This is a genomic window from Streptomyces sp. VRA16 Mangrove soil (assembly GCF_017377775.1).
In the GTDB taxonomy this organism is placed as follows: Bacteria; Actinomycetota; Actinomycetes; order Streptomycetales; family Streptomycetaceae; genus Streptomyces.
Genome location: NZ_JAFVLN010000015.1, coordinates 68402 through 82614 on the forward strand (window position 1 = coordinate 68402; position 14213 = coordinate 82614).

Below are 14213 nucleotides of genomic sequence, written 5' to 3' on the forward strand. Positions count from 1 at the left end.
TGCACATTCATGGGTGAAACCGTGGGTTCATGGAGTGAGACAGGGGCGCCCGGTAGAGTCCGACGGCGTGCACCTCAAGGCTCTGACCCTGCGCGGGTTCAAATCGTTCGCCTCGGCCACCACGCTGCGGTTCGAGCCGGGCATCACCTGTGTCGTGGGTCCCAACGGCTCGGGGAAGTCCAACGTTGTCGACGCCCTGACCTGGGTGATGGGCGAGCACAGCGCCAAGTCGCTGCGCGGCGGCAAGATGGAGGACGTGATCTTCGCGGGCACCACCGGGCGCCCGCCGCTCGGCCGCGCCGAGGTCTCCCTCACGATCGACAACTCCGACGGCGCGCTGCCCATCGCGTACGCCGAGGTCACCATCACGCGGATCATGTTCCGCAACGGCGGCAGCGAATACCAGATCAACGGCGACACGTGCCGGCTCCTCGACATCCAGGAGCTGCTCTCCGACTCCGGCATCGGCCGCGAGATGCACGTCATCGTCGGGCAGGGCCAGCTCGACTCCGTCCTGCACGCCGACCCCATGGGCCGCCGCGCCTTCATCGAGGAGGCCGCGGGCGTCCTCAAGCACCGCAAGCGCAAGGAGAAGGCGCTGCGGAAGCTGGACGCGATGCAGGTCAACCTCTCCCGCGTACAGGACCTGACCGACGAGCTGCGGCGGCAGTTGAAGCCGCTGGGCCGACAGGCCGCCGTCGCCCGCCGGGCCGCCGTCATCCAGGCCGATCTGCGCGACGCGCGGCTGCGGCTGCTTGCCGACGATCTCGTACGGCTGCGGGAGGCGCTCAGCGCCGAGGTCGCCGACGAGGCCGAACTGAAGCGGCGCAAGGAGACCGCGGAGGAGGAGCTGAAGAAGGCGCTGCTGCGCGAGGGGCACCTGGAGGACGAAGTACGGCAGCTGACGCCCCGGCTGCAGCGGGCGCAGCAGACCTGGGTGGAGCTGTCGCAGCTCGCCGAGCGGGTGCGCGGCACGATCTCGCTCGCCGACGCGCGCGTGAAGAGCGCCACCTCCGCCCCGGCCGAGGAGCGGCGCGGCCGCGACCCCGAGGACCTGGAGCGCGAGGCGGCCCGGGTGCGTGAGCAGGAGGCCGAGCTGGAGGCCGCCCTCGAAGCGGCACAGATCGCCCTGGAGGAGACGGTCGCCCACCGCGCCGAGCTGGAACGCGAGCTGGCCGTCGAGGAGCGGCGCCTGAAGGACGTCGCGCGGGCCATCGCCGACCGCAGGGAAGGGCTCGCCCGGCTGCAGGGGCAGGTCAACGCCGCCCGGTCCCGGGCCGCCTCCGCGCAGGCCGAGATCGACCGGCTCGCCTCCGCGCGGGACGAGGCACAGCAGCGGGCCGTCGCCGCGCAGGAGGAGTACGAGCAGCTCAAGGCCGAGGTCGACGGGCTCGACGCCGGTGACGAGGAGCTCGTGGAGCAGCTGGAGGGCGCCAAGGAGGCGCTGCGCGAGGCCGAGTCCGCGCTGTCGGCCGCCCGGGAGGCCGCCACCTCCGCCGAGCGCAAGCGGGCCGCGGTCGCCGCCCGGCACGAGGCGCTCGCCCTCGGGCTGCGCCGCAAGGACGGCACGGGCGCGCTGCTCGGAGCGAAGGAGCGGCTGAACGGGCTGCTCGGTCCCGCCGCCGAGCTGCTGTCGGTGGCGCCGGGGTTCGAGGTGCCGGTCGCGGCCGCGTTCGGGGCCGCGGCCGACGCCATCGCCGTCACCTCGCCGAGCGCCGCTGCCGAAGCGATTCGCCTGCTGCGCAAGCAGGACGCGGGGCGCGCGGCCCTGCTCCTGGCGACGGAGACCGACCCGGCGCAGGAGGCGGCACGGCCGGGCAGCCCGCCGTACGCCGCCGAACTGGTGCGCGGACCGGCCGAGCTGATGCCGGCCGTCCGCAGGCTGCTGCGCGACATCGTGGTCGTGGGGACGCTGGAGGACGCCGAGGACCTCGTCTACGCGCGGCCCGAGCTGACCGCCGTGACCGCCGAGGGCGATCTGCTCGGCGCGCACTTCGCGCACGGCGGGTCCGCCGGGGCGCCCAGCCTCCTCGAAGTACAGGCATCCGTCGACGAGGCGGCGGCCGAGCTGGAGCAACTGGCCGCCCAGTGCGAGGAGTTGGCCGAGATCCAGTACACGGCCGGCGAGCGGCGCAAGGAATGCGCCGCGCTCGTCGAGGAGCTGGGGCAGCGCCAGCGCGCCATAGAGCGCGAGCGCTCGGGGCGGGCCCAGCAGCTCGGGCGGCTCGCCGGGCAGGCGCGCGGCGCCGTGGGCGAGGCCGAGCGCAGCGCGGCGGCCGCGGCCAAGGCGCAGGACGCGCTGGAGAAGGCCGCCATGGACGCCGAGGAGCTGGCCGAGCGGCTCGCCGTCGCCGAGGAGCAAGCCCCCTTCGGGGACGGAGGGGACGAGGAGCCGGACACCTCGGTACGCGACCGGCTGGGCGCCGACGGGGCCAACGCGCGCCAGACCGAGATGGAGGCGCGCCTCCAGGTGCGTACGCACGAGGAGCGGGTGAAGGGGCTCGCGGGACGGGCCGACTCGCTCGACCGGGCGGCCCGCGCCGAACGCGAGGCACGCGCGCGTGCCGAGCGGCAGCGGGCCCGTCTCCAGTACGAGGCCGCGGTCGCCGAGGCCGTGGCGTCCGGCGCCCGGCAGCTGCTCGCGCACGTCGAGGTGTCCATCGCGCGCGCCGACGAGGAGCGGGCCCTCGCCGAGCAGGCCAAGGCCGTACGGGAGCAGGAACTGGTCGCCGAGCGGACCCGTGGCCGCGATCTCAAGGCGGAACTCGACAAGCTGACTGATTCGGTTCACCGAGGCGAGGTACTAGGAGCGGAGAAGCGGCTGCGGATCGAGCAGCTGGAGACCAAGGCGCTGGAGGAACTCGGTGTCGAACCGGCGGGGCTCGTCGCGGACTACGGTCCCGACCGGCCCGTGCCGCCCTCGCTCCCCGCCGAGGGCGAGGAGCTGCCGGAGGACCCGGAGCACCCGCGCAACCAGCCGCGGCCGTTCGTCCGTTCGGAGCAGGAGAAGCGCCTGAAGTCCGCCGAGCGCGCCTACCAGCAGCTCGGCAAGGTCAATCCCCTTGCGCTGGAGGAGTTCGCGGCACTGGAGGAGCGCCACAAGTTCCTCAGTGAGCAGCTGGAGGACCTGAAGAAGACCCGCACCGACCTGCTTCAAGTGGTGAAGGAGGTCGACGAGCGCGTCGAGCAGGTCTTCACCGAGGCGTACCGGGACACCGCGAGGGAGTTCGAGGGCGTCTTCGGCCGGCTGTTCCCGGGGGGTGAGGGACGGCTGATCCTGACCGATCCCGACAACATGCTCACCACGGGCGTGGACGTCGAGGCACGGCCGCCGGGCAAGAAGGTCAAGCGGCTCAGCCTGCTCTCCGGCGGTGAGCGGTCGCTGACCGCCGTGGCGCTGCTCGTCTCCATCTTCAAGGCGCGGCCCAGCCCGTTCTACGTGATGGACGAGGTCGAGGCAGCCCTCGACGACACCAACCTGCAGCGGCTCATCCGCATCATGCAGGAGCTGCAGGAGGCCTCGCAGCTCATCGTGATCACGCACCAGAAGCGCACGATGGAGGTCGCCGACGCGCTGTACGGCGTCTCCATGCAGGGCGACGGGGTGTCGAAGGTGATCAGCCAGCGCCTCAGGTAGCTCCCGAGCGGGCTCCGGCGCGGTGGTCGACGTGCGTCAGCCGCATCTATCAATCTTCAAGAGTTGAACTCAAGGCGACACTCTCATGCGCAAAAACTAGAGGAGCCCCGCCTATTGACTTCGAAACTTGAACACATAGTCTCTGCAGCGTTGCTTTTACCTTCAGGTGGTGGGCGTCGTGAAGTTGTGCGCCACTGGAAGGGCTCGCCCCCACCCCCGGCAGCGAAGCCGGTGGCCCGAGGAGTACACGTGACCGACACAGCGCCACCTCAGTCCGGAGCCCGGCAAGCTCAGCCCGAGCACCTGGGGCATGTCATCTTCATCGCGGCGGCCGCGGCGATGGGCGGTTTCCTGTTCGGCTACGACAGTTCCGTGATCAACGGCGCTGTCGAGGCCATCCGCGACCGGTACGACATCGGTTCCGCCGCGCTCGCGCAGGTCATCGCCATCGCGCTGATCGGCTGTGCCATCGGTGCCGCGACCGCGGGACGGATCGCGGACCGTATCGGCCGTATCCGCTGCATGCAGATCGCGGCGGTCCTGTTCACCGTCAGCGCCGTGGGTTCGGCGCTGCCGTTCGCGCTGTGGGACCTGGCGTTCTGGCGGATCGTGGGTGGTTTCGCGATCGGTATGGCGTCGGTGATCGGCCCGGCCTACATCGCCGAGGTCGCCCCGCCCGCCTACCGCGGCCGGCTCGGCTCCTTCCAGCAGGCCGCGATCGTCGTCGGCATCGCCATCTCCCAGCTCGTCAACTGGGGTCTGCTGAACGCCGCGGGCGGTGACCAGCGCGGCCAGCTGATGGGCCTGGAGGCCTGGCAGGTCATGCTCGGCGTGATGGTCATCCCGGCCGCCCTGTACGGGCTGCTGTCCTTCGCGATCCCCGAGTCGCCGCGCTACCTGATCTCCGCCGGCAAGGTCGACAGGGCCAAGGAGGTCCTCGAAGAGGTCGAGGGCAAGGAGATCAACCTCGACGCGCGCGTGGCCGAGATCGAGCACGCCATGCGCAGCGAGCACAAGTCCACGTTCAAGGACCTGCTGGGCGGCAGCTTCTTCTTCAAGCCGATCGTCTGGATCGGTATCGGCCTCTCCGTCTTCCAGCAGTTCGTCGGCATCAACGTCGCGTTCTACTACTCCTCGACGCTGTGGCAGTCGGTCGGTGTCGACCCGACGGACTCGTTCTTCTACTCGTTCACGACGTCGATCATCAACATCATCGGTACCGTCGTCGCGATGATCTTCGTGGACCGGATCGGCCGCAAGCCGCTGGCCCTGATCGGTTCGGTCGGCATGGTGATCGGTCTGGCCCTGGAGGCCTGGGCGTTCAGCTACGACCTGGTGGACGGCAAGCTGCCGAGCACCCAGGGCTGGGTCGCCCTGGTCGCGGCGCACTTCTTCGTCTTCTTCTTCGCCATGTCGTGGGGTGTCGTCGTCTGGGTCTTCCTCGGCGAGATGTTCCCGAACAACATCCGCGCCGCGGCGCTCGGCGTGGCCGCCTCGGCCCAGTGGCTGGCCAACTGGGCGATCACCGCGAGCTTCCCGTCGCTGTCCGACTGGAACCTCTCCGCGACGTACATCATCTACACCGTCTTCGCCGCGCTCTCCATCCCCTTCGTGCTCAAGTTCGTCAAGGAGACCAAGGGCAAGGCACTGGAGGAGATGGGCTGACCCGCCCGAACTCCCCGCAGGACCCGGGGAGACGGCCTTCAGACCCCGCTGTCGTCTCCCCGATGACCCCGCCGCCCCCTCCCGCGAGGGGGCGGCGTCGTCGTTCCCCGGGACGCACCGGATCACGACGCCGCCACCGTTCCCGAGGCCGCCCGAGAAGATCACGTGGTCAGCCGGGGGACAGCGCGGGCAGTACCTGCTCCGCGAAGAGCCTGAGGCTGCGCCAGCCCTCCTCCACCGGCATCCCGCCCGACAAGGGGTGCAGTACGTAGTTGTCGAGGCCCTGCGCCACGCACTGCTCGGGCGTGAGGATCCGGTAGACGCCCTCGGCACGCAGCTCCTCGACCGTCGAGGCCCCGGACTTCACCGCCGACTTGATGTCCCCGGACTGCCAGGACGCGTACGTCCGCGCCTCGTGCAGGAAGTGCTCGCCGTACGCGGCCCAGGTGCGGTCCGGGTCCTCGGAGAGGTGGAGGAGCGGGGTGGTCTCGGCGGGCATCATGGTCCAGCCCTCGGTCCCGTACTCGATGAGCTTCTCCTTGTAGTACGCCTCCAGTTCGGGCAGGTGCGCGCTCGGGAAGAGGGGCAGACCGAGGCGGGCCGCACGGCGTGCGGCCGCCTGCGAGGAGCCGCCGACCAGGAGGAGGGGGTGGGGGCGGGTGAGCGGGCGCGGGGTGACCCGGACCGTGCGGCCCCGGTAGCTGAACTCCTCGCCGGTCCACGCCTGCAGAAGCGTTTCGAGCAGCTCGTCCTGGAGCCTGCCGCGCCGCTTCCACTCCACGTCGAACTGCGCGTACTCCTCGGGGCGGTAGCCGATCCCCGCCACCGTCACGAGCCGGCCGCCGCTGACGAGGTCGAGCACGGCGATGTCCTCGGCCAGGCGCAGCGGGTCGTGCAGCGGGCCGATGATGGCGGAGACGGTGACCGCGATGCGGCGGGTGGCGCCGAAGACCGCGCCCGCGAAGGTGAACGGGGACGGCAGCCAGTTGTTGGCGACGCCGTGGTGCTCCTCGGTCTGCACGGTGTCGATGCCGCGCTCGTCGGCGTACGCCGCCATCTCCACGGCCGCCCGGTAGCGGACGCTGAGCGACTCGGGCGAGCCGACGGGATCGACCAGGTTGAACCGTACGACGGAGACGGGCATGGAAAAGTCCCCCTTCACGCTGGCTCGGGATCGGGCTCGGGTGAAGGGGGACGGTAGCTGACGGAGCGTCAGACCGCTATGGCCTCGGGCTCCTGGGGCTCCGCGGCCGGAGCCTTCGTGGTGTCCGCCGGCTTCGGCAGCGCCAGGTACAGCAGGCCGGAGACGACGATCGTGACGACCCAGCCGAGGCCGTACTCACCGATGAAGTTGTTCGTGGCGAGCGGTCCGGTGAACCAGTCCGACGACGTGAACAGCAGGCCCGCGCCGAGGCCGACCGCCCAGGCGATCACGGCCGCGGGGGAGAAGCCGCCCTTGTACCAGTAGGCGCTGGTGCGGGTGGTGTCGAGCATGGCCGCGCCGTCGTAGTGCCTGCGCGTGAACATGTCCGCGCCGAAGACGCCGACCCAGGCGGAGAAGGCGACCGCGAGCAGCGACAGGAAGGCGATGAACGAGCCCATGAAGCTGGTCGCGACCAGCATCAGAATCGCGCCGAAGACCAGCGAGATGAGGGCGTTGATCGAGACGGCCCAGTGGCGCGGGATCTTGAAGCCGAGCGTCTGCGCGGTGAAGCCGGCCGAGTACATCGACATCGCGTTGATCAGCAGCATGCCGACCAGCGAGATCAGCAGGTACGGCACCGCGATCCAGGTCGGCAGCAGCTCGCCCAGGAAGGAGACCGGGTCGGAGGCCGAGGCCAGGTCCGGCGTGGAGACCGCCATGACGGCGCCCATCAGGACCATCGGGAGCACGACGATGCCCGCGCCGCCGATCGAGGTGCCGACGATCGCCTTGGAGGAGGCGGTGCGCGGCAGGTAGCGGGTGAAGTCGGGGGAGGACGGGATCCAGCTGACGCCGCCGGCGGCGATCATGCCGATGCCCGCGACCATCAGGGACGTCGAGCCGGCGGGCTGGTCGAAGACCTTCGACCAGTCGGTGTTGATGATCAGGTAGACCAGGACGAGCACCGAGAAGAGGCCGAAGAGGTACGTCGCGTACTTGTTGCACTTCTGCACGGCGTTGATGCCGAGGCCCGAGATCGCGAACGTGGCGACCACGAACGCGAACAGGGTGACGATCACCAGGGCGTTGTTCTTGCTGATGCCGAACAGGATGTCCAGGATGGTCAGGACCGCGTACGCACCCGTGACCGCGTTGATCGTCTCCCAGCCCCAGCGGGCGACCCAGATCAGCGAACCGGGCAGCAGGTTGCCGCGCTGGCCGAAGACCGCGCGGGACAGGGCCATGCCGGGAGCGCCGCCGCGCTTGCCCGCGATGCCGATCAGGCCGACCAGGCCGTACGACACGATGGGCGCCGCGATCGCGACGACGATCGCCTGCCAGAAGTTGAGCTTGTAGGCCACGACGAGGCTCGCGCCCATCGTGAGCAGCAGCACGCTGATGTTCGCGCCGACCCACGTCGGGAAGAGATCGCGGGTCTTGGCGGTGCGCTCGGAATCGGGAACGGGCTCGAGGCCGCGCGTTTCCAGTGCGCCTTCGGATTCGGCGGTCTTGGTCATAGCGGTGGGGTTCCGTGCCTCTCGCTCGGCTCAGACGTGGGGGACGGGAGAGCCGGTGGGGGTGGGGGCCTGTCGGACCTGCGGGGGTCCTGGTGGTGCCGGTCGTGTCGATCGCGTTGGACTCTACGCGCGTTGATGCAACCTCTTCCATCGTACTTTAGTCCGAGTCATACCCTCCAGTGACCTTTGTCCTTTGGAGGAAGCAACGAGAACGGCCCCGGCCGGGTCCCATGGCTGATACTGGACGAGTTATGGAAATCGTCATCCTTGCTGTAGTCATCGCCGTGGTCGTGATCGGCGCGGTCAGCGGGCTGGTGGTCAGCGGACGCAAGAAGAAGCAGCTTCCGCCGGCCCCTCCGTCGACGCCCGACATCACCGCCGCCCCGCCCGCCGAGCCGCATGTCGGCGACGAGGCCGAGACGCCGCGCGACGAAGCGCGGCGCACGATCGAGGAGGTGGATCTCCCGCTCGTCGAACCGTCGGCCTCGGCCCCGGTCGTCGTCGAGGAACCGCCGGCCCCGGCCGCTCCCGAGATCGAGGTCCCGGAGCCGACCGCGGGCCGCCTGGTGCGGCTGCGCGCCCGCCTCTCCCGCTCGCAGAACGCGCTCGGCAAGGGGCTGCTCACGCTCCTGTCGCGCGAGCACCTGGACGAGGACACCTGGGAGGAGATCGAGGACACCCTCCTCACCGCCGACGTCGGCGTCCAGCCCACCCAGGAGCTGGTCGAGAACCTGCGCGAGCGCGTGAAGGTGCTCGGCACCCGCACCCCCGAGGAACTGCGCGGCCTGCTCCGCGAGGAGCTGCTCAAGCTGCTCGTCCCCGAGTTCGACCGGTCCGTGAAGACGGACGGGAACATCGACGGGGCCACTCCGGGCATCGTCATGGTCGTCGGGGTCAACGGCACCGGCAAGACCACCACCACCGGCAAGCTCGCGCGCGTGCTCGTCGCCGACGGCAAGAACGTGGTGCTCGGCGCAGCAGATACGTTCCGCGCGGCCGCCGCCGACCAGCTGCAGACGTGGGGCGAGCGCGTCGGCGCCCGCACCGTGCGCGGCCCCGAGGGCGGCGACCCGGCGTCCATCGCCTTCGACGCCGTCAAGGAGGGCATCGAGGAGGGCGCGGACGTCGTCCTCATCGACACCGCGGGCCGGCTGCACACCAAGACCGGCCTGATGGACGAGCTCGGCAAGGTCAAGCGCGTCGTCGAGAAGCACGCCCCGCTCGACGAGGTGCTGCTCGTCCTCGACGCGACGACCGGGCAGAACGGCCTGGTTCAGGCCCGCGTCTTCGCCGAGGTCGTCGACATCAGCGGCATCGTGCTGACCAAGCTCGACGGCACGGCCAAGGGCGGCATCGTCATCGCCGTCCAGCGTGAGCTGGGCGTCCCGGTGAAGCTCGTGGGCCTGGGCGAGGGTCCCGACGACCTCGCGCCGTTCGAGCCCGAGGCATTCGTGGACGCGCTGATCGGGGACTGACACCGACGGCGACGCCGACAACGAAGAGTGCGGGGAACCTCCGGGTTCCCCGCACTTCGCTGTTTCGGTGGGCCTGCTCCGGGTGCGGCTATGCGCAGGGCGACCGGTGCGCCACGTACGCCAGGGCGCCGAGCAGCAGGCGTGCCTGCGGCGGCTGGGTCGCCGTGTCCAGGGACGGGGCGCGCAGCCACGTCGCGGGGCCGAGGCCCGCGCGGTCCGACGGTGGGGCCGTGATGTGGTCGCCGGGCCCGAGCGCGTGCAGGTCGAGCGAGGCGTCGTCCCAGCCCATGCGGTAGAGCAGCGTCGGGAGTTCGGCCGCGGCGCTGGGCGCCACGAAGAAGTGGGCGCGGCCCTCGGGGGTGGCGATCACCGGGCCGAGCGGGAGGCCCATGCGCTCCAGGCGGATCAGGGCGCGGCGGCCCGCCGCCTCCGGGACGTCCAGGATGTCGAAGGCGCGGCCCACGGGGAGCAGCACCGCGGCGCCGGGGAAGTGGCCCCAGGCCTCGGTCACCTCGTTCAGCGTCGCGCCGGCCGGGACCAGGGCCGTCGGGTCGAGCGGGTGGGCGCCCGGCGCCGGGCACTCCGCCTTGCCGCAGGAGCACACGCCGCCCGTGGCGCGGGCTCCCGGAATCACGTCCCAGCCCCACAGGCCCGTGAACTCCGCCACCGTGGTGCAGTCCGACGTACGGCCGGACGCGCGGCCGCGGCGCCGTGTGCCGGAGCGCATCTCGCGAATGCCGCCGATCGTGAAGCCCATGCCCCCTCCAACAGGTCCCGCGCGCCGGTGGTTACGCGGCGGCATCGGATCGTTACCCGATGTGCGCGCCGCCCGGTCGTGACGGCGCCGGGCCGCTCCGAGGGTGGTGCGCTCCGGTGTCGCGCGCCCCGGCGTGCTCCGCTCCGCCTACTTCCGGCTGTCCTATGTCAAGTGAATCGTGTGTGGCCCTCCCTGAGTTCATTCGAAGGGGTGGCGAATGGTGGCGTTTCAGGGTTCGCCCTCGCGGGAGGGGTGATCGTAGGATTACTTTCAGTGCACGGACCCTGTGGGTGCATGCACTCGTGGGTATGCCGGAGGCAACTCGGATTCCCGTTCGAGGAGTGACAACTGGCGGACGGGAAGCAGTAGTTGACGGCATTCTGGTAGGGCTTGCGGACACAGTGACCCGCACGGGGCTCGCTGACGAAGAGTGAGAGCGGCCGACAGGACTTGGGCGTTGAGCGTCTTGGGCAGCACGGATCGCGTAGATGGCTTCAGGGATGGGGGCGTTCCAGTGGGCGGCAGCGGTGGCAGCGTGACGAACGCTGAGAAGCGCCCGAATGAACTGCTCAACTCGTGGTTCATGCGCAGCGGCTGGTCGAAGGGCGAGCTGGCGCGTCAAGTGAACCGTCGGGCACGGCAGTTGGGTGCGAACCACATCTCGACCGACACCTCGCGGGTGCGGCGCTGGCTCGACGGGGAGAACCCGCGCGAGCCGATCCCCAGAATCCTCAGCGAGCTCTTCTCCGAGCGCTTCGGCTGCGTCGTCGCCGTCGAGGACCTGGGCCTGCGCGCCGCGCACCAGGCGCCCTCGGTCTCCGGCGTGGACCTCCCGTGGACCGGGCCGCAGACCGTCGCGCTCATCGGCGAGTTCTCGCGCAGCGACCTGATGCTGGCCCGCCGCGGCTTCCTCGGCAGCTCCCTCGCCCTCGCCGCGGGCCCGTCCCTCATCGAGCCGATGCAGCGCTGGCTGGTGCCGACGCCGGGCGCGGCCGCCCCGCCCGACCAGGACGCCGCGGCCCAGCGCCGGGGGAACAGGCTCTCGAAGCCGGAGCTGGACCTCCTGGAGTCCACCACCGTCATGTTCCGCCAGTGGGACGCCCAGTGCGGCGGCGGCCTGCGCCGCAAGGCGGTCGTGGGCCAGCTGCACGAGGTCACCGACCTCCTCCAGGAGCCGCAGCCCGAGTCCACCACCAGGCGCCTGTTCAAGGTCGCCGCCGAACTGGCGGAGCTGGCCGGGTGGATGAGCTACGACGTGGGCCTGCAGCCCACCGCCCAGAAGTACTTCGTGCTCGCCCTGCACGCCGCCAAGGAAGCGGGCGACAAGCCGCTGGGCTCGTACGTTCTCAGCAGCATGAGCCGGCAGATGATCCACCTCGGCCGCCCCGAGGACGCGCTCGAACTCATCCATCTCGCCCAGTACGGCAGCCGTGACTGCGCCAGCCCGCGCACCCAGGCCATGCTGTATGCGATGGAGGCCCGCGCGTACGCGAACATGGGGCAGCCCGGCAAGTGCAAGCGCGCCGTGCGGATGGCCGAGGACACCTTCACCGACGCCGACGACTGGGACGAGCCGGACCCCGACTGGATCCGCTTCTTCTCCGAGGCCGAACTGCACGGCGAGAACAGCCACTCGTTCCGCGATCTCGCCTATGTGGCCGGGCGCAGCCCCGCCTACGCGTCGATGGCCGAGCCCCTGATGCAGCGGGCCGTCGAGCTCTTCGGCAAGGACGCCGAGCACCAGCGTTCCTACGCGCTGAACCTGATCGGGATGGCCACCGTGCACCTCCTGCAGAAGGAGCCGGAGCAGGCGACCGTGATGGCCAAGGAGGCCCTCTCCATCGCCCGGAAGGTGCGCTCCGAGCGGGTCAACACCCGCATCCGCAAGACCGCGGACACCGCTGTCCGTGACTTCGGGGACCTCGCCGAGGTCATCGATCTGACCGACCAGCTCGCCGTCCATCTGCCCGAGACCGCCGAAGCGGCGGTCTGAAGCACGCTCGGACCCCGGCCGCGGCCGCCCCGTCCCGACACAGTCAGACTCGGCTCCCCCACGCCAGGTCATCGCGGACGGACGGTCGCGGTCGGCTGCTGTCCGGACGATCACCGTCGTCCGGTTGCGCCACGATAACGATCGGGCAACCCGCCATCCGGCAGTTCATGGACGCGTAACACCCACGACCTCTTCGTCACTGCGGCGAAACATCGAGGGGCACCCACGGAAACCGCGCTGCGCCAATGTCTTGGCGCATAACCGGCCCACCCCTCATGACGACCGCTTCAGGCTTCGCCCGCACGGGGCCGTACCAACGACGAGGAGACGCCGATGGCACCAGCCGCCATCACGCTCGCCGCGGAAGCTCCCAAGCTCTCCGCCGCGAACACAGGCTTCATGCTGATCTGTTCCGCCCTGGTGATGCTCATGACGCCGGGCCTGGCCTTCTTCTACGGAGGCATGGTCCGGGTGAAGTCCACCCTGAACATGCTGATGATGAGCTTCATCAGCCTCGGGATCATCACGATCCTGTGGGTGCTGTTCGGCTTCTCCGTCGCGTTCGGCACCGATCACGGCTCGCTCTTCGGCTGGGAGAACGACTTCCTCGGCCTCAGCGGCATCGGCAAGACCGAACTGTGGCCCGGGTACACCATCCCGATCTACGTCTTCGCCGTCTTCCAGCTGATGTTCGCGATCATCACGCCCGCCCTGATAAGCGGTGCCCTCGCGGACCGGGTGAAGTTCACGGCCTGGTCGCTGTTCATCGCGCTGTGGGCCACGATTGTCTACTTCCCGGTCGCGCACTGGGTGTGGGGGACCGGCGGCTGGGCCTTCGACCTCGGCGTGATCGACTTCGCCGGCGGTACGGCCGTGCACATCAACGCCGGCGCCGCGGCCCTCGGCGTGATCCTCGTCATCGGTAAGCGCGTCGGCTTCAAGAAGGACCCGATGCGGCCGCACTCGCTGCCGTGGACGATGCTCGGCGCCGGTCTGCTGTGGTTCGGCTGGTTCGGGTTCAACGCCGGCTCCTGGCTCGGCAACGACGACGGCGTCGGCGCGCTGATGTTCGTCAACACGCAGGTCGCCACCGCCGCCGCCATGATCGCCTGGCTCATCTACGAGAAGCTGCGCCACGGCGCGTTCACCTCGCTCGGCGCCGCCTCCGGTGCCGTCGCCGGTCTCGTCGCGATCACCCCGTCCGGCGGCTCCTGCTCGCCGCTCGGCGCGATCGCCATCGGCGCCATCGCCGGTGTGCTGTGCGCCATGGCCGTGGGCCTGAAGTACAAGTTCGGCTACGACGACTCGCTCGACGTCGTCGGTGTCCACCTGGTCGGCGGCGTCGTCGGCTCCCTGCTCATCGGCTTCTTCGCCACGGGCGGCGGTCAGTCCGACGCGGCCGGCCTGTTCTACGGCGACCACACGCTCGACCAGTTCTGGAAGCAGTGCGCCGGTGTCGGCGGTGTCCTCGCCTACTCGCTGATCGCCTCCGCGATCCTCGCCTTCCTCATCGACAAGACGATGGGCATGCGGGTCAGCGAGGACGACGAGGTCACCGGGATCGACCAGACCGAGCACGCCGAGACCGCATACGACTTCAGCGGGGCCGGCGGCGGAGCGGCGGCCCGCACGGCGGTTCCCGCCCCGGTCGCCACTGCTGCCACGGACACGAAGAAGGTCGACGCATGAAGCTCATCACCGCGGTCGTCAAGCCGCACCGGCTCGACGAGATCAAGGAAGCCCTCCAGGCCTTCGGCGTCCAGGGCCTGACCGTGACCGAGGCCAGCGGCTACGGCCGCCAGCGCGGACACACCGAGGTCTACCGTGGGGCCGAGTACACCGTCGACCTGGTGCCCAAGATCCGGATCGAGGTCCTGGTCGAGGACGACGACGCCGAGCAGCTGATCGACGTCGTCGTGAAGGCGGCGCGGACCGGCAAGATCGGTGACGGCAAGGTCTGGGCGGTCCCCGTCGAGACGGCCGTACGGGTCAGGACCGGCGAGCGCGGACCCGACGCGCTGTAAC

At 70.3% G+C, this 14213-nt stretch carries 9 protein-coding genes; 6 read left to right on the forward strand and 3 right to left on the reverse strand.

Translation table 11 applies throughout. The features are described from left to right. Positions 1-67 precede the first annotated feature (67 nt). On the forward strand, positions 68-3637 hold the full coding sequence (smc, locus tag J3486_RS32340; protein ID WP_207826789.1) for a chromosome segregation protein SMC: 3570 nt from the start codon (positions 68-70) through the stop codon (positions 3635-3637). A gap of 249 nt (positions 3638-3886) precedes the next feature. Then, on the forward strand, positions 3887-5302 hold the full coding sequence (locus J3486_RS32345) for a sugar porter family MFS transporter (protein WP_207826792.1): 1416 nt from the start codon (positions 3887-3889) through the stop codon (positions 5300-5302). 169 nt (positions 5303-5471) lie between these two features. Here J3486_RS32345 and J3486_RS32350 read toward each other — a convergent pair whose 3' ends face one another. Both J3486_RS32350 and J3486_RS32355 read right to left on the reverse strand, forming a co-directional pair. Beyond that, positions 5472-6446, reverse strand: coding sequence for an LLM class flavin-dependent oxidoreductase (locus tag J3486_RS32350; RefSeq protein WP_207826794.1), 975 nt, complete (start codon positions 6444-6446; stop codon positions 5472-5474). A gap of 68 nt (positions 6447-6514) precedes the next feature. Next, the gene (locus J3486_RS32355) at positions 6515-7963 is read right to left on the reverse strand and encodes a cytosine permease (RefSeq protein ID WP_207826796.1); all 1449 of its coding nucleotides are present in this window, start codon (positions 7961-7963) and stop codon (positions 6515-6517) included. Between the two features lie 251 nt (positions 7964-8214). Here J3486_RS32355 and ftsY point away from each other — a divergent pair, with 251 nt between their 5' ends. Further along, positions 8215-9438, forward strand: a complete 1224-nt coding sequence (gene ftsY, locus J3486_RS32360) for a signal recognition particle-docking protein FtsY (RefSeq protein ID WP_207826805.1) — start codon at positions 8215-8217, stop codon at positions 9436-9438. An 88-nt stretch (positions 9439-9526) separates the two neighbouring features. Here the strand turns inward: ftsY and J3486_RS32365 are convergent, their stop codons facing one another. Beyond that, the gene (locus J3486_RS32365; protein ID WP_207826807.1) at positions 9527-10195 is read right to left on the reverse strand and encodes a bifunctional DNA primase/polymerase; all 669 of its coding nucleotides are present in this window, start codon (positions 10193-10195) and stop codon (positions 9527-9529) included. A gap of 514 nt (positions 10196-10709) precedes the next feature. On the opposite strand from J3486_RS32365, the gene J3486_RS32370 reads away from it, so the two are divergent. From J3486_RS32370 to J3486_RS32380, 3 genes are all read left to right on the forward strand, one after another. Next, a complete protein-coding gene (locus J3486_RS32370; RefSeq protein ID WP_207826809.1) occupies positions 10710-12188 on the forward strand; it encodes a hypothetical protein in 1479 nt (492 codons plus the stop codon). A gap of 333 nt (positions 12189-12521) precedes the next feature. Then, on the forward strand, positions 12522-13877 hold the full coding sequence (locus J3486_RS32375; RefSeq protein ID WP_207826811.1) for an ammonium transporter: 1356 nt from the start codon (positions 12522-12524) through the stop codon (positions 13875-13877). Then, positions 13874-14212 carry a P-II family nitrogen regulator gene (locus tag J3486_RS32380; protein ID WP_116509391.1) on the forward strand — a complete coding sequence of 113 codons (339 nt, stop codon included), beginning with the start codon at positions 13874-13876 and terminating at the stop codon, positions 14210-14212. The genes J3486_RS32375 and J3486_RS32380 overlap by 4 nt, the downstream gene beginning before the upstream one ends. Position 14213: the final 1 nt, after the last annotated feature.